Origin of the sequence: Candidatus Brocadia sp., assembly GCA_021646415.1 — a bacterium.
Lineage (GTDB): Bacteria > Planctomycetota > Brocadiia > Brocadiales > Brocadiaceae > Brocadia.
Map to the genome: position 1 here is coordinate 1 of SOEU01000018.1, position 19,008 is coordinate 19,008.

The window sequence follows — 19,008 nt, forward strand, 5'->3', positions numbered from 1 at the left end:
CCTCCTTGGTTCTATTTTGGTTCTATTGAAGATATTTGATTCGTAGGAAATTATACCGTATTTGAGCCTCGTTTCATCAATAAATACTGTATATAGACAAATTTTTTCATTTGACCCAGTCTGAAAGTTTATCCGTGCCACCCAGAAACCGACATAAATAAAAAAAAATTCCTCTGCAATTAAACTACTGCGATACATCCACCATCACTTCCTGTCGTTCAATCTTATTCCACAGGTAACCTTTTGGATTCCAGAACCCTTCATCAGTTTGGATATTACCTTTTTCGTCAGTTGCCCGCACGGCAAGTATGTACTTGCCAGTACGTTTTGGAATCCAAATAACTTCCCATGTGCGGAAAGAATACTGTCCATAATCTCCTCCAAGCTTTGCCTTCCTCCAGGTAACACCATCGTCATCAGAAAACTCCACATTGACTACACGCCCATAACCACTGAAGGCAATGCCGCGCACAGTTACCGGCATCTCTAACGGAATTTTACCCGATCCATCCGGTGTGATAATAAATGAACGGACGGGCATTATACCGACAGGAACCATACGAACCCTACCCTCCTTGACGTCCTTTGGGGTAGTGTTACCCCGCGGCGTATCAGGAATACAATATGTCTTCGTCATCCAGAAATTCGTGTCAGGTTTGTCCAATACCCGAATCCAGGTTAAGGCCTTGGTCCAATACGTCGAGAATTTGCCAGGAACCACTAAACGAACCGGGAAACCGTTCAACATGGGAAGCGGCTCGCCATTCATCACATAAGCCACAATGGTTTCATGGATGACCGGGTCATTCAAACTCAAAGATTTCAGATACCTGTACGAAACACTCTCCTTCAGTCCTCTCCCCTTTTCCAGCCCCTCAAACTGTACCTGCACCGAACCCGTCTTAACCCTTGCGGCATCCAGTAAATCCTTGAGGCGCACTCCCGTAAAGAGGGCATTACCCATCGCCCCATTCCCCCATTGAGCACCGGGCACACGAGGCTGGAAGCGACTGCGACTATTGCCGGAGCACTGGTTGACTGCTGCAATAGAAACGGATTTGAATCGTTTCATGATATCGGACATGGTTAAAGCCAGCGTTTTTTCAACATGCCCTTCCACAAAAAGTCGCCACTCAGAAAGGTTCACGGCATTCGGAATGCCTTCCAGATGCCATCGCACGTAAAATGCAGCGTTGGGGGTAAACGGAGTAAGGAAATAATGCCGAGGGGTTTCCAGTTGGACAGGACGGTCCGTAAGCTGGATCAAGGGGAGCTTTTGAGGGTAAACAACAAAAGGACCTACCGCTCCCCAGTACGGATTAACATCCGGTCCGGTGAAACCAGGCATTGGCTGAATAGCCTGACCAGAGACCTGAGCCCACACCGGCACAAACTTGTTTAAACCTAGCCAGGTAACTCCTCCCCCAAGCACCTTCATCAGAAACCTGCGTGATATTTTCCCAGATTCTCCTTGCATCTCATCACCTTTGCATTAAAAAAATACAGCGCTTATAAAACCGATCAATGCGCCAAAAACCCCTCCCCAGACAACCAGCCAGCCCAGGTGTGTACGCATCATTTCCTCAACGATTTCCTTCACCCGTTGCGGTGTAAGTTCGTTTACCGTAGCATCCACCATGGAGGCGATTTTGGCCCTAAATATTTCAAAATCAGTCTCTTTCTGCAGGACAGAGGCTACGTCAATATTCCGCAAAATTTCAGATGCCTGCCTTTCAAATTCCTTCTTAAAAGGTTCACGCATGGGTTCAATAACTTTTTCTCCGCCAAACAAGGTAAACATGCCGCCGAAAGAGGAGCTTTGAATTACAGCTACAAAGCCACGAAATACCTTATCAAAATCAATCTTGTCCAACACCAACTCTGGCTGTATGGTGTGAGGCAACGTGTTTTGGGTAACCCTCACAAAATTTTCTCTGGTAAAAAAGTTCTCCATAATAAGAGAACGAATGCTCTCTTTGAATTGATCAAACCTCAGGGCAATAATTCCAGAGCCATAAAGTCCCGGTATCCTTTCAAAGAGCATATATATGGCAAGCCAGTTCGTCAAAGCACCCGATAAGGCAAAAAGGCTGGCCAGCATGAGTGCATTTCTACCGGTAAATTCAGGAATTACATAAGAAACCCCAAACACAACAGCGGAAATTAAATTGGTCAGGAAACTTTTATTCCTCAGTATCCTTACTCTATTAAAGTCCAACCATGCAGTCTCTTCACCAAGCATCCCAGACGGAAGCCTGTACGAAATCGCTTCTGATTTTTCTTCAGACATTTCAACATCTCCTGTTTCGCAAACTCACATTCTGTATGAATTTGTTTAAACAACGATACGTTTCAGGTACTAATTTTTAAGATTTTAGAACTCAAGCCGTGAAATTTGTAATTCATTTTATACCACATAATACGATTAAAAACCAGAAACAGTACCAAATTATCTCTGACTATGTCATAGTTTATTACTGACTTAGTCCGGAGTCAAGAGATAAGCACTTTTGCTAAAAACTCACCAGACTGTTTTATTTGGCTGAATTTGAATCTTTTCACCCCAAAACTTCATATATGACCCAACATGCTTTTGGGTACATTAGTATTGTTTTCTCAACGTTGAAATAATAACCATGATTTTGATATCATGATAATGAAGGGTTTTTACCAATAATTTTTAGGATATGAAAACATGAAGATGCAACGGTGGTTTTTGATTCACTGGATTGTCTTTATTTTTTGTGTTGCGATCCCGTCCTTAACGTTTTCACAAGAAGATTTATCAGGCGTTGTCAAATATATTCAGTCATCTATTGTGGTTGTCTTACCATATGATAAAAATGGTAAACTTCTCAACAGGGGAAATGGTTTTTTTATCAACAGGGATGGCGATGTTGTTACCAATATCCATGTGCTTCAGGGTGCAGCCAGCGCCCAAATAAAGACGGCATATGGAAGGGTATACACAATTATTGGGGTTTTGGATCAGGACAAAGAAGGAGATCTTATCCGTGTGTCGGTTGATATTTCTCCCAGAGTGGTACATCCTTTGATCTTAAGCACCTCTCTTCCTGATACAGGTGAACAGGTCATCGTAATCGGTAGCCCACCAGGTCCTGAGCAAAAGATCTCTGGTGGTATAGTCTCCGGGGTTAGTGAGGTTCCAACATTTGGAACGATTATGAAAATTACCTCACCATTGTCTTCAGAACGTAGTTGCAACCCAGTACTGAATATGCGGGGTGAAATCATTGGGCTTGTGACCTTTCAAAGCACTGAAGGTCAAAACCTGAATTTCGCAATTCATACTAATCGGGTGGAAAAGCTTCTCCGGGATAAGGATATAACCCATAACGAATGGGTTGAAGGAGAACCAAACGAATGGTTTTCCAGTGCTGAAGGGCTTTGCAACCGCGGAATTTTTTATATCGCAGGAGAAGACTATCGGAATGCAATATCCTGTTTTGAAAATGTTATTAGGAAAAATCCACGATATGCCGCTTCTCATTTCTTCCTCGGATATTGCAAAGATGCACTCGAACGGTATCCGGAAGCGATCGAAGCATACAGGCAAGCAGTCAGGATCGATCCTTATTTTGTCGAAGCACACGCAAATTTGGGCGCAGCTTATGAGAGGCTGGAGCACTACGAGGAAGCAGCCGAGTCTTACAAGCAGGTTACACGCATCCAGCCTGAAAATGCCGAAGCACTCTATAAACTGGGCAGGCTTTACTGCATACTTGGACGTCACATGGAAGCAGCCAAAGCCCTCAACCAGGCAATCCTTATTAAGCCTGACCTTGTCACAGTATACTCCAGTCTTGGCCTGGCTTATTTCAATCTCGGAAATTATCCGGAGGCAATCGAGTCTTACAAACAGGCGATCAACACCAAACCTGATGATACCAATGCGCATTCCATGTTGGGTGCAGTTTATGAAAAGCAAGGACGTTACTCTGATGCAGCTGACGCATTCAGGAGAGTAATCGCTATCAAGCCTGATGATGCCAATGCACACTTCATGCTTGGCACAGCTTATGAAAAGTTAGGACGTTACACGGATGCGATTGATGCCTACAAACAGGCAATCAGTATCCAGCCCGATAATACCCAGGCATACTGTGATCTGGGCGCTGTGTATGATAACCTCGGACATTTCACAGATGCAGTCGATGCCTATAAACAGGCAATCCTCATAAAACCTGATGATGCCAAAGCGCATCACATGCTGGGCATGTCCTACTTCAAGCTCAAACAATACTCGAAAGCGATCAAAGCTTACAAGCGGGTAATCAGTATCAAGCCTGATAATGCCACTGCTTACTACGATTTAGCCCTTGCTCATGGCATCAACAGACATTACCAGGAAGAGATGGAAGCTTATAAACAGGCAATCCGCATAAAACCGGATTTTGCAGAGGCACATCTCGGTTTGGGCATAGTTTACTTGAACCATGGTGATAAGGAACAGGCACTGGAAGAATATAAAATTCTTAAAGACCTTGACAGGGATGCAGCCAGCGGGTTGTTTAATCTGATCTTCAAATAATGCGTATTGAAAAAAACAAGCATCCTTCCAATACTGGTAATTCCTAAGATAGCTTAAATATCCACGATCGGTTCCATGCCCTTGATAACGGCTTTCGTTTTGATTTAAACCTTTTTTGTTTTTTTCACTTTTAATTTTTCTCTTGACATTTAAAGATAATAAAGATACTCATGTCATTAATAATGACGGTTTCTTTAAGTTTTATAAAACATCCATAATTACGATAAAGGCAAACCCTGAGTGATCGGGGGGCGCAAAGTAAAGGGTCTTTCGCAGAGACGCACTGCAATGCGTCTCTACCCCTGATAAAGACAGCCTTACTGCCGAAGATCATACAGCGTATCTTTGCAGTAAGGCTTTTTTATTTTTGAGGATGGTTATAGAAAAATGCCACAAGATGAATCTACAAAAACTTCAAAGGTGTTAGCAGGGGCAATGGAAAAGGTTTTATCACCAGCACTTGATCTCTTAGAACATATAAGTGAACCGATAGGTAAGTATCCATACCAGGGATGGGAGTCATTGTATCGCGAACAGTTGGATTATGACTATTTTGGCAGAACTACTCACTCGGTGAATTGTACCGGCTCTTGTACCTGGAAGGTTTACGTTAAGAACAATATCGCATTCAAGGAAGAACAGTATGCGGATTACCCCGATATAAATTCGATTCTTCCCACATATAATCCTCGAGGATGCCAGAAAGGCGCTAACTACAAAGAATATGTATATGGTCCCCAGCGCTTGAAGTATCCTCTGATACGAGCAGGTGCCCGTGGCGAAGGAAAATGGCGAAAAGCCTCATGGGAAGAAGCTATGAGTTATATCGCAAACAAAATTGTCAATGCCATATCTAACTACGGCCCTGATACGGTGACATTTTATTCGGCTAATCCTGCCAAGTTTGCGATTACGTATGCTGGGGGTGTGAGACTGGCAAACTTGATTGGTGCCGTGGTATGCAGCTTCTATGATTGGGTATCTGACCTGCCACCAGGCGAACCCATAACCTGGGGCATACAGACCGACTCCTGTGAAGCAGCTGATTGGTTTAACTCAAAATATATCATCGTGTGGGGGTCAAACATCCTGGAAACACGTATCCCCGATGCCCATTTCCTGACTGAAGCACGAATGCACGGCACCAGGATAGTAACCATCTTCCCGGAATACAACCCGACTTCAATCCATGCTGACATTTATGTCCCTGTAAAGCCTGGCACTGACTGTGCTCTGGCTTTGTGTATGGTAAATGTGATCATGAACGAAAAGCTTTACGATGAGACTTATATAAAACAGTATACCGACATGCCCATGCTTGTCAGGATGGATAGTGGGATGTTTCTCAGGGAAAATGATATGGTACAGGCTGGGAGTCCGGATAAATTTTATGTTTGGGATCTGAGCCTTGATAAACCTGTTCTTGCGCCTGGCACCTGGGGAACCCTGAATACTAACGGCTGGACGTTGAATTTAGGTTCAATTAACCCGGCCCTCGAAGGAACATTCACAATCAACACCCTGTCTGGCAAGGTAAATGTAACTACGGTTTTTTCCCTGCTCAAACAGAAACTCACAACCTATGACCCTCCGAGCATATCTATCATCACGGGTGTGGATGCTGGTCTTATCATACAGATAGCCCGTGAATTTGCAAAAACAAAACCCGCCAGGATTATCGGGGGCGCCGGAACAAACCATTATTACCATAACGACCTCATGAGCAGAAGCCATATACTGCTTGCAGCCATGACGGGAAATGTCGGAATACCGGGCGGGGGCTTCGACTACTATGTAGGACAGGAGAGATTCTGGCCAGAAGATGGATTAGTAAAGCTTGCGTATCCCCTCGGTCGCTTAAAACAGCGGTTCCAACCCACGACGCTCTGGACACATGTACATGCGCATATTGCCTCAGACGTTAATACTCTCTGGCCGCGTCCCATTATAGATTATATACGCGAAAGTGTGAACAACGGCTGGATGCCACTCTATCCGGAAGGCACTCTCGACAGCGGCAGGTCACCCAAGGTTCTTATCATATGGGGAGCTAATTACCTAAACCAAGCCAAGGGATTTGAGTCCATATTGACAAATCTTTGGCCAAAGCTCGATCTTATTGTGGATATCGACTTCCGCATGAATACAACGGGGCTGTATGCAGATGTGATTCTGCCGGCCGCCAGTATGTTTGAGAAGTGGGACCTCAGTGTCACAGACCTTCACTCGTACATTAACCCCTTCACACCCATTATCGAGCCGCAGATGGATAGCAAAACTGATTGGCAGATCTGGCAGCTTTTGGCTAAAGCACTTCAGGATACAAAGTTCTCTTTTATCGATACATTGCTGGAAGGAACCACAATTAGCCGCGATTTTTCGAGACTGGTGAATGATTTTACCGGAAATGGCACCCTTGCATCAGACAAGAGCGCCGGGCAGTTTATCCTGGACAATGCAGTGGAAACTAAAGGCATGACCATGGATGAAGTTAACCAACAACCCAAACGCTTTGTGGCTACACATGAGGAAAGGACAAGTGATATTAAGGAAGGTGTTGCGTACTACGGTTTTCAAAGAATGTATGAATTGAAACGACCTCTCTCCACACTGACCGGCCGCCAGCAATTCTATATCGACCATCAGTGGTTCCTCGATTTTGGCGAGCAATTGCCCGTATACAAACCACCAGTTGATGAGGATAAATATCCGCTTCGCTGGAACACCCCACATGGCCGCTGGAGTATTCATTCGGTATGGCGAGACGCAAAGTATCAGTTGCGACTTCAGAGAGGCCGGCCTATCGTGTATCTGAATCCAGCCGAAGCTCAGGCTCGTGGTCTGGCTGACAATGATACAATTGAAATTTATAACGACCACGGAAAGATAGTTGCCCAACTTTGTATTTCTCAACGGATACCGGCATGCATGGCTCAAATGTATCATGGTTGGGAACGTTACAACTTCGAAAAAGGGGGATTCCAGAGTCCAACAACTATCCGTATTAAACCGACACAACTTGTCGCAGGCTATGGACAACTTGAGTTCCAGTTTAACTATTGGGGTCCGACTGCAAACCAAAGGGATACTCGCGTCAATATTCGTAAATACATTTCATAGGAGGTAGAGTACATTGCCGATAATGAAACAGATAAGAATGGTAGCCGATCTTAATAAGTGCCTTGGATGCCAAACGTGTACCATGTCATGCAAAACAATGTGGACGGATAGAAACAAAGGACAAATGCATATGTACTGGATTAATGTGGAAACCAGACCCGGCAAAGGATATCCAAAAAACTGGGAAACCCAGGGTGGCTGGTTTACTGCTGACAGAAACAACATTCCACTTCCTAACATCAGCGAGGATTACGGCGCTCCGTGGGAATATAACCATCATGAAGTACTGAAAACAGAGGGAGGAGACTCCCAAGCTTCAAATTTAATTCCGTCCCCTGAGCCATCCGGCAGTGATGCTTATGCCAGCAACTGGGATGAGGATGTTGGTAAGGGAATCTTCCCGAATTCCTATTATTTTTATCTACCTCGTATCTGCAACCATTGTACCGATCCACCATGTTTGGAGGCCTGCCCGCGCCAGGCAATTTATAAACGCAAGGAAGATGGGATTGTCTTGATCGATCCGAAAAGATGCAGGGGATACCGCTATTGTGTTAAAGGGTGTCCTTATAAGAAGATCTACTACAACTCGGTAGAAAAGATATCTCAGAAGTGTATCTTTTGTTATCCCAGGATCGAGCAACGTAAAGGGAATTTCTGTGCAGCCCAGTGTGTAGGCCGCATATACTGGGTTGGCTATGCCGAGGATACCAACAGCAACGTCTATAAACTGGTGAACAAATGGAAGGTAGCTTTACGGCTCCATCCTGAATACAAAACCGAACCTAACGTATTTTATATTCCACCTCTTAGTCCCCCGACTTATTCATTTGCGGGCAAGCTGACTACAAGTCCACGCATTCCTATTGAGATGCTGGCAAAAATGTTTGGAGATGCTTATGATCAAAGCTACGATCAACGAGTAGCCCGTATCAAGCAAATCTCCGACATTATCCAAAATGAGCGAAAGAAGGTTTCAGCAGGAAGTAATTCCGAATTGATTGATATATTAATTTCGCGTTCAGAAAAAGACCGGTTTCAATTATGAACAGGAGGCTGCTTTAACCATGGCCATCCACGACCTCAGTGGTTCCTCGAGAGCTATTACAGCCGTATTTGCACCTGGGCCAATAACCCTCAACCCGGCAGACCCTGCATGGGCTCAAGCCCCGGAAATGACAATCAGTCTCAGCAGGAGACTTCACGAATCTGGCGCCAGGCTGCCACCCGATGCAGAAAAGAGCAGGAGTGTTAAAGTAAAAGTGGTACACAACAGCACCGATATCTTCTTTCTATGCCAGTGGAATCAAAGTACTGCACATGTTACCGTAGATGATTACACCCTTTTTGCTGACGCCTTTGCCATAGAAATCCCTCTCATCACAGAAGAGAGCCCGATCTGGATGGGCGCCGCGGATAAACCCGTGAATATAATTTATTGGAGGGCTGATCTGCCAAGTCCTGAAAATATTGTTGGCGGTGGTATAGGCACTCCTCAAAAAAGCCCGGATACCGCTTCTCAGAATATCAGGCATTATCAGCGCTGGGCTAAGGGGGTTTGGAGTCTGATTATAACCCGTCCGATGGCATCCGCATCGAACAACCAGGTCTCTTTTGTAAGAGATAAAAGTTACAGATTAGCCTTTGCCAACTGGAAGGGTGGAATCGATGCCGAACGAGGTGGCAACAAAATTGTCTCAGATTGGCAACATCTTTCTATTAAATGATGCTATAAATTTAACCAATTGGAAGGAACTGGAGAAGTTCAGCATCCAGCTTACCAATCCTGGTCGCATCCGGAGTAATTAATGTCCCAAATATCATCGTTTACCGTCAGTACAGAGCCAACTATCCGGAGCAATCTTTACAAATTATTTTCTCTTGGATTCCGTTACCCCACTCCGGAGGTTTTCAAAACATTTCAAAATGGAACCTATTTAACAAGACTGTGGGATAACATAAAATCTCTTCCCCATCTTAAAACGATTCAAGCCCAACAGGCCGAATTAACCGGAAAAATTCAAGACAGTCTGGAAGGAGTTGGCTTTGAAGACTTTGTGGTAAAATGCGTCAGCACCTTTGATATTGGAACCCCCGAACCACCCTGTCCACCCTATGAAGGATTTTATCGATCAGAATCCAGGGCTGCCGTCATGCTCAGTATAAGCAAATTTTACAAACATTTTGACCTGATTATGAGTCAAAAAGAAGGAAAACGTGAACTCCCTGATTATCTTTGTGCGGAGCTGGAATTCCTCCATTTCCTGACCTTTAAAGAGGCTCAGGCCAGAATTGATGGAAATCCTGAATTTTTGAAAGGGTACCTTCTGGCACAAAAAGATTTTCTTGAAAGGCACTTGATACAATGGGTACCAAAATTTTGCGATTCTCTTCAAAATTCGGCCAACGTACCATTTTATGTTTTGATTGCCAGGATCGTATTAATGTTTATCACATGTGAACTTGAATTAGTAAGTGCGAAATTACATAGTGTCTGAACGAAAACACCTTTTTTTGAAAAGCATCAGGGCGGTTTTCCACTCGCTAAAATCATTTCTTAAAATTTGATGTTAGACTTCTGGCAAAAATAAGTATTCCTTACTCATGTTCCTTGATTTTAAACTTGTCTGGAGATAGTGTCTCCATTGTCATACTGTTTCTTGTAGTTTTTTAGACTGCCTTTCGCAGCTTCTCGTGCTTCTTTCGCGCCTTCTCCTGAAGCACGTTCCCCAGCTTGTGTAAATTCGCAGCCAGCACTCCCAGTGCACAATACCTTTTAAATGCATGCAATCCTTTGTCCAGGCACCTATCCAAGCCGTGATGTTCCAAACGATTGATGTCAGATTCCACCGCTGAGTGCCTATGTCTGAGCTTCTGAAACGTCTTGCTCGACTCCTCTGCTTGTTCCGCTTGGTTCTTCTTTCCCTTCTTCGGCATGATTACCTCTGGTATATATAATTTCAGCAACTCCTTGTTCTCTCGCTTATAAAAACCTTTGTCAAAACTTATGCTCTCTATCGCGTGTGACATAGATATGTTGCAATGCCCTCAATATCGGCGGTAGCTTATCTCGACTCTTGATTGGCAGTTGTACTGCTGAAATGGGTATGATGCCAAACTTGTGTTGCTGCTCAAATCTCTTTCTCATCTTCTATCGAATGTCCTTTGCCTTTTTATTAACGTATCGAATATTTGCCCCTTTTCCCGTCTCGCTGATAGCCAAACCCTCATTTTCCGCCACAAGTTTACCTCGCCTGCTTCAAACATTCAACACTTTTATCCGATTCTTTTCGCCTTCTTCTCCTTGTATTATCAGTCTTCGGCTGGTTTCCGTTCAAACACTACATATTTTCAGCTAAAAATAGAAATGGAGTTGAGACGAATGACTGGATACACAGAGTTGATATTAATCATTTTTGTTGTCTTCCTTCTTTTCGGGGCTGGTAACATCCCAAGAGGTTAGCCGAAAATGTCAACAATAATGCAGTATTACTTATGTAACTTTGCCAAGCCGATAGTTATTCAGGATCGGGACGCTCTGTGCATGGTTTGTTGCCAGGTCCGGGTAGCGGGGCTTTGGCTCCACCCTTCGATTCACCTTCAATAAGTGCTTCTATATTAGAGTATGGATATATTGTTGGCGCATTATTTATCATCAAGCCTCCGGTATCTGCAGAAGGACCGTAGGTGCTGTAAATTTCGCGTCCCAGCATACGTAGCATCATCGTCAATTGCCCACGATGATGCGCTGAATGGGCTATCCTTCTGGTCATAATCCAGGCCTTCGAGCGCTTGACGTCAAAGAATGGGACTACTTTTTCCCACCAGGCCTTGTCCGTCTTTTGTAAGGCTGCAAGTCGCTTCCCAGAATCCTCGGCATAACGCTTGATGAATTCCAAACGGGTTTCCTGATTCGGTAATGGTGGGGCGCTAACATCGATCTCCATCATGTTTCGAAACCAGAGATTCTCACTCACACACTGATGCACCATATGCTCAAGGGCGTTTCTTCCGCGCCTGTCGTTATGGCGTGGACGTACACGCAGATCCTCGTCTTTAAACATACTCCAGACGCTCAGCGTCTTCATTCGCTCGGTCTCATAAGTATCGATTAAAAATTGGTATTCCACGATTGTTACCTCCTTTATTTTTGCAGAAAACGTAGGGACTACGAAGACATATATCCGGCGATAATAACATGACGGTCGCTTACCACTTTTACCGATACATGCTTCAATTTTGTCTCTCTCAGCTGTTCATGGATTTCCTCCGCTTCAAAAGCGGCAAGGAGTGAGTTGTAAAAATCCCGTCTAAGAATTTCTGGTTCATTCGCCACATAAGTTTCCATGAGTGCACGTGCTTCAACAACTGTTTGTGGTCTTTTCAAATCCATGATAAAGACAGGTGCGCCGGAATTGGCATACCGTTGAATGACCTGATAAAGCACCCGGGGATTGGGAAGGTGATGGAGCAGGCTATTACTGATAACGATATCGTATTTTGTGATCGGGAGAACAGCTTCCGGCAACCTCCCATGAATGAGTTTTACACGGTCATGAATGTCACGTGCTTCTCTGAGAAGCCCCTTCCCGTAACGGATCATGGCTTCAGAACCATCAACACCATGGACAATGCATCCTGGATAGGCACGGGCAAAACGAATGGTTATGTCCCCATGACCGCAACCCAAATCGAGGACATAACCATTTATACCTTTGTGACCAAACATATCCTGAAATAAGGCGATAAACCTGCTGTGGGCATCCTCAAAATCCGCTTCGGCATAAGCGCGTACTTGCCCCTCTTCTTCCATCAGTTCTGGTTCGGGTACTCGTTCCAAGAAACAACTCTCTTCTTTCATTACTCTGTTAAAAAACGTTTGTGAAAAAATATTTTTAAGTCACAAGTAGAGTTCGGCCTAACTTACCATAAATCAATGCCTTGCAACTTATTTTGTACTTGACTTGTTCCTTTTACTCCTGTTATTAATTGCACTTGTGAACTTTTTGATCAACCAACAACTGGAGCAAAGGATTTAAGTATTTTTGGCGCAAACATCCCTCTGTTAAATACGTTTCTGAGAAATTTCGCCTCTTGCTTTAGCAAAAAACAAATAGCCATGTTTACCCTGGTCATCTATGCCTTGTTCAAAGACTACAAAAGAAACTCCCTTAATGCAATGACAAAAGCCACTCATACCGATTATCAGAAGCTTCAATGCTTCTTCTCAGATTCAAAATGGGATATCCAGGCAATCAAACGCACAAGACTGGAAATCATTCAAAAACAAAGTAATGATCAAAAGAATCACCCTGAAATGGAAGGTCTTCTGCTTTTGCCTCATGAATACCCCTCTTGGCAACTTCGGCCATTTCCTTTGCAGGTTCAGCGCCAACTTTTATCCCAAAGGGAATTGAAAAACGTCCCGCCCCAACTCCGATCTCTATCCCATCCCCTGTTTCAGGTATGAATTTCCTAACTGACTCCATTCTGACTTATAAACCCACGTTGTATTTCGAACCACGCATCATATTCCAGTGCCACTTGTTCAAAAACATTCATATTTATTAATTAGGCTGCCTTCGATAGAAACATATTATCCACGAAACATTCGAAAAGACACTAAAAAAATTCGCTATTTTCGAGTATTTTCGTGAGCAAATTGGGAATCCCCATACATTTGAATTAATATTCAAGCTTATTTACCCAATCGGGATATCTTATTTCTTTAACACTATCATAAGGAAGGGTATAAGGCTTAATATCAATAAGAGGAGTTCCGTCAAGTACATTCAACCCTTTAACCTTGATTACATTCCCATTTCTTTTAATTACTTTAACGGTAGTCATACCAATAGGATTAGGCCTCCAGGGACAACGGCAGGCAAATATGCCAACCTCTGGCACATCCTTTTTCCCCTGAGGTCTCATTTTAAGTTTGACCTTATCTACTTTATCCAACCAATAAAGTACGATAAGGTGAGAATATTCGTCAATTTCTTCCAAACCATCTGAGTAGTTGCCGTCAATGATTATTTCTGTGATCAAGTCCTGCCAACCGCCAAATTTGGGTTGTTCTATGGGACTTTTGATATAACCTATAGACTTTAATTGCATAAAATTTCTCCTGTGAGGTTAAAGTCTTTGTGTGGTCTATCCTTCAACCTTATTGATAAAATTTCTATCTTTTTGGATTTGAAAATAACACTATAAATCACGACGCAGAGCCGCCTGTTTTTCAGGGTTGGTGGTGAGCGCTTCGAATGCCCGTTGGGTTGGGCCGTAGTAAACGCGCCTCTCAGGCAGCCCAGTCAACAACCTTCAGGTTTTTTATTCGTTTAAATTCTCTGATATTGTTAGCAACAAGGGTAACGCCGGGACACAGGGCATGCGTCCCTATTAATGTATCCAGCGAGCCGATAGGTTTACCACTCTTCTCAAGGTGTGAACGGATTAATCCATACGCTTCTGCCGCTTTTTCATCAAAAGAGGCAATTCCAATACTCCATTGCTCCATTACTCCGTATCAAAAGTAGATTTGTTTTCCAGATTGAAAGGGTTGAGCGCTCTTAAATCGATACTAGCACTAACTACAACAAAAAATATAGGTATTAGTATTTCTACGAGCGGTTTTGTCTTTTCATCGATTAATTCCAATTGTTTCGTTCTCGTGAGATGCATGCCGGCTAAGAATGCGCCACTGATTGTAGCCATACCAAAGGTATTGGCGTAACAAGCCATAATCAATAGGAAACAGAAGGAAATGGTAATTATGGTGCCTTTTGTTTTAACCTTGTCCAGAAGATTAAAAAGTGTCGTTTTATCAGTGGGGTACAAAATCGATATTCTTCAAAAATGAGTGTTTGGGGGACTTAATCAATAGAGTCATTTAGGCCGATTTCAATGCGTTTTGATAAAACTTTATCGCATATTCCTTTACCATTCTCCGAGCGCTGAATAGGGGAGAATTGCTTTCTATCGCTTCTTTCATAACCTTAACCCATTCACGAGGCACTCCCTCATCATCAACACGATAATAGGTTGGGATTATTTCATTCTCTAAGAGTGTATACAAGGCATCGGAATCGGTGGCATCCCTGTTTTCCCCATTATCAACACCATCACCAAAGCCCCAGCCATTTTTACCATTGAACCCTTCTGACCACCAACCGTCGAGAATGCTCAGATGGGGAACACCGTTCAGAGACGCCTTCATTCCACTCGTACCAGACGCTTCAAGAGGGGGAAGAGGATTGTTCAGCCATACATCAACACCATGCACAAGATATTGTGCTAATTGTTCATCGTAGTCCTCAACAAAAACTATTCGACCACCAAAAGATGGGTTCTTTGCTGCATTAAATATTTGTTGCAAGAGTTGTTTCCCAGGGTTGTCATCGGGATGGGCCTTTCCCGCAAAGATAATCTGTACGGGTTTCCAGGGATCATTAAGCATATTCTTGAGGCGCTCAACATTTTGCAAAATCAATGTAGCTCTCTTATATGTAGCAAATCTTCTGGCAAAACCCAGTGTCAATACATTGGGGTCAAGGAGTACTCCCGAAGCAATAATTATCTGTGTGTCTGCCTTGCCATTGTGCCATCTTCTTCTTGCCCTTTCCCGGATGTTTATTATTAATTTCATCTTTAACCAGGAATGGATATTCCATAGTTCTTCATCCGGGATGTCATAGATGAGTTTCCAGATATCTCGGTCGTCATGGTCTGCTAACCAGTTGGGTCCCAAATATTTGTTGAAAAGGAGTTGCATTTTCGGCTCAATCCAGGTTGGGATGTGAATTCCATTCGTAATGTGATCAATGGGTGTTTTTTCTTCCGGAATATCTGGCCAGAGAGATTTCCACATCTGTTTTGCAATTTCTCCATGTTTTTTACTTACGCCGTTGTGATAGGCGGACATCCTGAGCGCGAATGCGGTCATATTAAATCCTGCATTTGGCGCTTCCGGATTAATTCCCAGGTTGAAAAAGGTATCACGATCTAATCCAGACACAGGCCCATAGGCGCTAAAATACTTTTCCATCAACGGGAAGGGGAACACGTCATGACCGGCCGGTACCGGGGTGTGGGTGGTAAATACAGTCGTTGCCTTCACCTGATCAAGGGCTTCCTGGTATTTCATGCCGTCTTCAACCCTTTCTCTGATTCTTTCAAGGATGGCAAAGGCCGGATGACCTTCGTTTAAATGAAGGACGGAGTGTTTTATGCCAAGGGTATTGAGCACCTGTGCACCGCCTATCCCCAGGACAATTTCCTGTCTTAAGCGATGCTCCTGCCCCCCGCTGTATAAATGGTCTGATATATTGCGATTCCATGGGTCATTCATGTCTATATCCGTATCTATCAGATACAGGGATACCTTGCCGATCTGAACCTTCCATACTTCAATATATATGGGAGGGTCGATAAAAGGTACTTTAACTACCAAACGATTTCCTTTGCTATCGAATACACGGCAAACTGGGGCATTTTCCCTGTCAAGTATTTCACTTTCGTTTTCCTGCCATCCGTCAGGTTTAATTCGTTGCTTCAAATATCCGCCGGGATACATAAACCCAACCGCTACCAAAGGCACTTTAAGATCGCTGCATTCCTTTATAAAGTCTCCTGCAAGAAAACCGAGACCTCCTGCATAAAAAGGAAGGGAATGGTGAAGACCATATTCAGCAGAAAAATAGGCGATAGGCAACATGTTGGGATCGGAAATATTACTAGAAAACCAGCCACCGTTTGTAGTAATATCGGATTTATATCGTGCCATAACTGCATCGTAATGTCTGAGAAACTTTTGATCCCGTACGGCTTCATTTAGAATTTTTTTGTCAACTTCGTGAAGCATTTTTACAGGGTTGTGTATGCTTATCTTCCAGGCAGCACGATTGAGCATCTTAAAAAGCATTCTTGCTTCGGGATGCCAACTCCACCAGAGATTGTATGCTAATTTAACAAGACCAGAAATTCTGTTCGGGATGTGTTTGAATTTATCTTGAATCTGGTCTGTCATGTTTACCTTCAATGGATTGATGGTAAGGCCATGGCCCCGGAACTCGCAACTGCACCTTCCAGCTTGTGCTTAACATCTGCTAATGCATCGATGAAAAAGTTTACCGTAATCATAGTTTTATTACGTCTCCAGGCCCTGGAGTCTCAACGGATTGGAAACCTTGGGTACTAAATTTCGTTTTCAAAGTCTCCTGAGAATTTGGTTCTCCATGCACAAGAACGACTTTCTCTAGATGCCCTTGGCTTCGGACAGCATCAGCAAAGCGAAGCAATCCATTCTGATCTGCGTGGCCAGAGAAACCGTTCAGAACAACCACCTCGGCTTCGAGACGGCACATGCCTCCATAAATTTTAACTTCAGGTCGCTTTTCCACCAATCTTCTCCCTAAGGTGTGTTCTGCCTGATATCCAACGATAATAACGGTGTTCCTGGGGTCCTCGATCGTGGCAACGAGATGATGCAGAATTCTTCCACCTTCGCACATACCGCTTGCTGAAATTACAATGGAGGGCTCGGTGGCCGAAGAGACTCTCTTTGAGTCTTCGACACTTGAAATATACTTTAGGCCTGGAAATTCAAAGGGCGAATTCTCACTATGAAGTAGAGCGAAGGTCTCCGTGTCGTAACACTCCGGGTGCAGTTTGAAGACGTCCGTTAGTTTCACGGTGAGAGGAGAATCGATGTACACCGGAATTGAAGGAATCCGCTTTTGGTAATGTAGTTTCTTGAGTGCATAGATGATCTCCTGGGCACGCTCCAGAGCAAAGGATGGAATGACAATTTTCCCGCCCCTTTTACTGGTGCGATTGATCACTTCAGCCAGTGCCTCAGTCGTCAATTCGATAGGATCGTGAAGCCTGTCTCCATAGGTGCTTTCCGTCAGGAGACATGAGACCCCATCTGGAATTTCTGGATCTCGCAAAATGGGAAGATGCTTGCGGCCTAAGTCACCCGTAAAAGCGAGACGCACTTTCCGACCATCGTCTTCGACATCGAGAACGGATATGGCACTTCCCAATACATGGCCAGCATCAAAAAATGACAATGAAATGCCTGGAGCAATGGTCTGGTTTCTATGGTAGGGAATTCCTATAAACTGCGACAGCGTGCCGGTCACATCTCTTTCGCCATAAAGAGGTTCGACGGGATCGAGATGCTTAACACCGCGCGAGATGAGTTTTTGAATGTGTTCGGCATCACCCTTCATGATCCATGCTGTATCCATCAACATGGGTGAGCAAAGATCGCGAGTGGCAGGTGTTGCATAGATCGGACCGCGATAGCCATTTTTGAAAATGCATGGCAGAGCGCCCGAATGGTCGATATGGGCATGAGATAATACGATGGCATCGAGTTGTTTGTCATCTATTGAGAAATTTCGATTTTTCTCGTCGGCCTCCTTGCGATGGCCTTGGAACAAACCACAGTCCAGCAATACAGATGCGCACGATGTGCGTAGTAAATGTTTAGATCCAGTGACTGTCTTCGCTGCGCCTATAAATTCTAGTTCTATCATCGTGTAGCCTCCTCAATTCGTGGTTTTGAAAACTTCGCCTTTGCAATCGCAGGGTAAACCACTTCTTTTTCTTTCGGCAGGCGATTTTTGAGAAATTCAAAGGCAGTTTGAACATTGTCCACACGATGAATAAGATTCAGATCTTCTGCGTCGATCATCCCGTGCTTCACGAGGGAGTCGAAATTGATTACTTCTTTCCAGTATTCAGAACCGTAGAGAAGAATGAGAATCTCTCGGTCAATCTTTTCCGTTTGTGCAAGTGTTAGCATCTCCATAAACTCGTCCAGAGTACCGAACCCTCCAGGAAACACAATGAGCGCTCGCGCCAGATGCGAAAACCATAGTTTGCGCATGAAAAAGTAGTGAAACTCAAATAAGAGTGATGGGGTAACGTAGGGGTTAGGGCGCTGTTCGTGAGGCAAACCGATATTGAATCCGATAGTGCTACCACCTGCATCCGCAGCACCTCGATTCGCCGCCTCCATAATACCACCTCCTCCACCAGAGCAGATCACAAATCGCCTTGAACCAGAAAGGCCGCATGACCATTCGGTCAGAAGCCGCGCCAACAAGCGTGCATCTTTGTAGTACTGTCCGAGCGACCCGTCTTCTTTCATTCTAGCAGATCCGAAAAAAACAATTGTGTCATGAATCCCTTCTCGCCGAAGCCGGTAAAGAGGCTCAAGGTACTCGGCTAGAATGCGAAGAGGTCGTCCGTCGTCACTGTCGAGAAATATTTGATTATGATAAGCGGGTTCTGCAGCAATTGGTCTATCAGGGTAATTCATAGTCCCT

Annotated in this window: 16 protein-coding genes, 3 pseudogenes and 1 riboswitch; of the genes and pseudogenes, 6 read left to right on the forward strand and 13 right to left on the reverse strand. The window is 44.1% G+C overall.

The features are described 5' to 3' along the window. Positions 1-184 precede the first annotated feature (184 nt). Both E3K36_13345 and E3K36_13350 read right to left on the reverse strand, forming a co-directional pair. Positions 185-1,477, reverse strand: a complete 1,293-nt coding sequence (locus tag E3K36_13345; GenBank protein ID MCF6156195.1) for a twin-arginine translocation pathway signal protein — start codon at positions 1,475-1,477, stop codon at positions 185-187. A gap of 15 nt (positions 1,478-1,492) precedes the next feature. Next, a complete protein-coding gene (locus E3K36_13350; GenBank protein ID MCF6156196.1) occupies positions 1,493-2,242 on the reverse strand; it encodes a DUF445 domain-containing protein in 750 nt (249 codons plus the stop codon). A 453-nt stretch (positions 2,243-2,695) separates the two neighbouring features. Between E3K36_13350 and E3K36_13355 the strand changes: the two genes are divergently transcribed. The 5 genes from E3K36_13355 to E3K36_13375 all read left to right on the forward strand — a co-directional run bounded on the left by E3K36_13355 (position 2,696) and on the right by E3K36_13375 (position 10,170). Further along, the gene (locus tag E3K36_13355) at positions 2,696-4,552 is read left to right on the forward strand and encodes a serine protease (protein MCF6156197.1); all 1,857 of its coding nucleotides are present in this window, start codon (positions 2,696-2,698) and stop codon (positions 4,550-4,552) included. Between the two features lie 218 nt (positions 4,553-4,770). Next, positions 4,771-4,880: riboswitch (cyclic di-GMP riboswitch) on the forward strand. Between the two features lie 59 nt (positions 4,881-4,939). Continuing rightward, a complete protein-coding gene (locus E3K36_13360; protein ID MCF6156198.1) occupies positions 4,940-7,672 on the forward strand; it encodes a molybdopterin oxidoreductase in 2,733 nt (910 codons plus the stop codon). Between the two features lie 13 nt (positions 7,673-7,685). Next, positions 7,686-8,720, forward strand: coding sequence for a respiratory nitrate reductase subunit beta (locus tag E3K36_13365; GenBank protein ID MCF6156199.1), 1,035 nt, complete (start codon positions 7,686-7,688; stop codon positions 8,718-8,720). A gap of 19 nt (positions 8,721-8,739) precedes the next feature. Next, complete coding sequence (locus tag E3K36_13370) at positions 8,740-9,399, forward strand: hypothetical protein (protein ID MCF6156200.1); 660 nt, start codon at positions 8,740-8,742, stop codon at positions 9,397-9,399. An 81-nt stretch (positions 9,400-9,480) separates the two neighbouring features. Further along, positions 9,481-10,170 (forward strand): hypothetical protein, encoded by a 690-nt coding sequence (locus E3K36_13375; protein MCF6156201.1) that lies wholly within the window; start codon positions 9,481-9,483, stop codon positions 10,168-10,170. Positions 10,171-10,342: 172 nt separating this feature from the next. On the opposite strand, the pseudogene E3K36_13380 reads toward E3K36_13375, so the two are convergent. Further along, positions 10,343-10,690 (reverse strand): annotated as a pseudogene (locus tag E3K36_13380) (ISNCY family transposase). Positions 10,691-11,039: 349 nt separating this feature from the next. On the opposite strand from E3K36_13380, the gene E3K36_13385 reads away from it, so the two are divergent. Continuing rightward, on the forward strand, positions 11,040-11,135 hold the full coding sequence (locus E3K36_13385) for a twin-arginine translocase TatA/TatE family subunit (GenBank protein ID MCF6156202.1): 96 nt from the start codon (positions 11,040-11,042) through the stop codon (positions 11,133-11,135). A gap of 55 nt (positions 11,136-11,190) precedes the next feature. Here E3K36_13385 and E3K36_13390 read toward each other — a convergent pair whose 3' ends face one another. The 10 genes and pseudogenes from E3K36_13390 to E3K36_13435 all read right to left on the reverse strand — a co-directional run bounded on the left by E3K36_13390 (position 11,191) and on the right by E3K36_13435 (position 19,001). Further along, positions 11,191-11,802, reverse strand: coding sequence for a damage-inducible protein DinB (locus E3K36_13390; protein ID MCF6156203.1), 612 nt, complete (start codon positions 11,800-11,802; stop codon positions 11,191-11,193). 38 nt (positions 11,803-11,840) lie between these two features. Beyond that, the gene (locus tag E3K36_13395; GenBank protein MCF6156204.1) at positions 11,841-12,512 is read right to left on the reverse strand and encodes a class I SAM-dependent methyltransferase; all 672 of its coding nucleotides are present in this window, start codon (positions 12,510-12,512) and stop codon (positions 11,841-11,843) included. Positions 12,513-12,948: 436 nt separating this feature from the next. Then, on the reverse strand, positions 12,949-13,161 hold the full coding sequence (locus E3K36_13400; protein MCF6156205.1) for a class I SAM-dependent methyltransferase: 213 nt from the start codon (positions 13,159-13,161) through the stop codon (positions 12,949-12,951). A gap of 196 nt (positions 13,162-13,357) precedes the next feature. Next, positions 13,358-13,789 (reverse strand): tRNA (N6-threonylcarbamoyladenosine(37)-N6)-methyltransferase TrmO, encoded by a 432-nt coding sequence (gene tsaA, locus E3K36_13405; GenBank protein MCF6156206.1) that lies wholly within the window; start codon positions 13,787-13,789, stop codon positions 13,358-13,360. A gap of 181 nt (positions 13,790-13,970) precedes the next feature. Beyond that, positions 13,971-14,174, reverse strand: a pseudogene (locus E3K36_13410) (type II toxin-antitoxin system VapC family toxin). Between the two features lie 14 nt (positions 14,175-14,188). Beyond that, positions 14,189-14,518 (reverse strand): hypothetical protein, encoded by a 330-nt coding sequence (locus E3K36_13415; GenBank protein MCF6156207.1) that lies wholly within the window; start codon positions 14,516-14,518, stop codon positions 14,189-14,191. 43 nt (positions 14,519-14,561) lie between these two features. Next, positions 14,562-16,697, reverse strand: coding sequence for an alpha-glucan family phosphorylase (gene glgP / locus E3K36_13420; protein MCF6156208.1), 2,136 nt, complete (start codon positions 16,695-16,697; stop codon positions 14,562-14,564). 26 nt (positions 16,698-16,723) lie between these two features. Then, positions 16,724-16,804 (reverse strand): annotated as a pseudogene (locus tag E3K36_13425) (ribose 5-phosphate isomerase A). 2 nt (positions 16,805-16,806) lie between these two features. After that, positions 16,807-18,213 carry an MBL fold metallo-hydrolase gene (locus E3K36_13430; protein MCF6156209.1) on the reverse strand — a complete coding sequence of 469 codons (1,407 nt, stop codon included), beginning with the start codon at positions 18,211-18,213 and terminating at the stop codon, positions 16,807-16,809. Further along, positions 18,210-19,001, reverse strand: coding sequence for a TIGR00730 family Rossman fold protein (locus tag E3K36_13435; GenBank protein MCF6156210.1), 792 nt, complete (start codon positions 18,999-19,001; stop codon positions 18,210-18,212). Before E3K36_13435 ends, E3K36_13430 begins: the two co-directional genes overlap by 4 nt. Positions 19,002-19,008 lie beyond the last annotated feature (7 nt).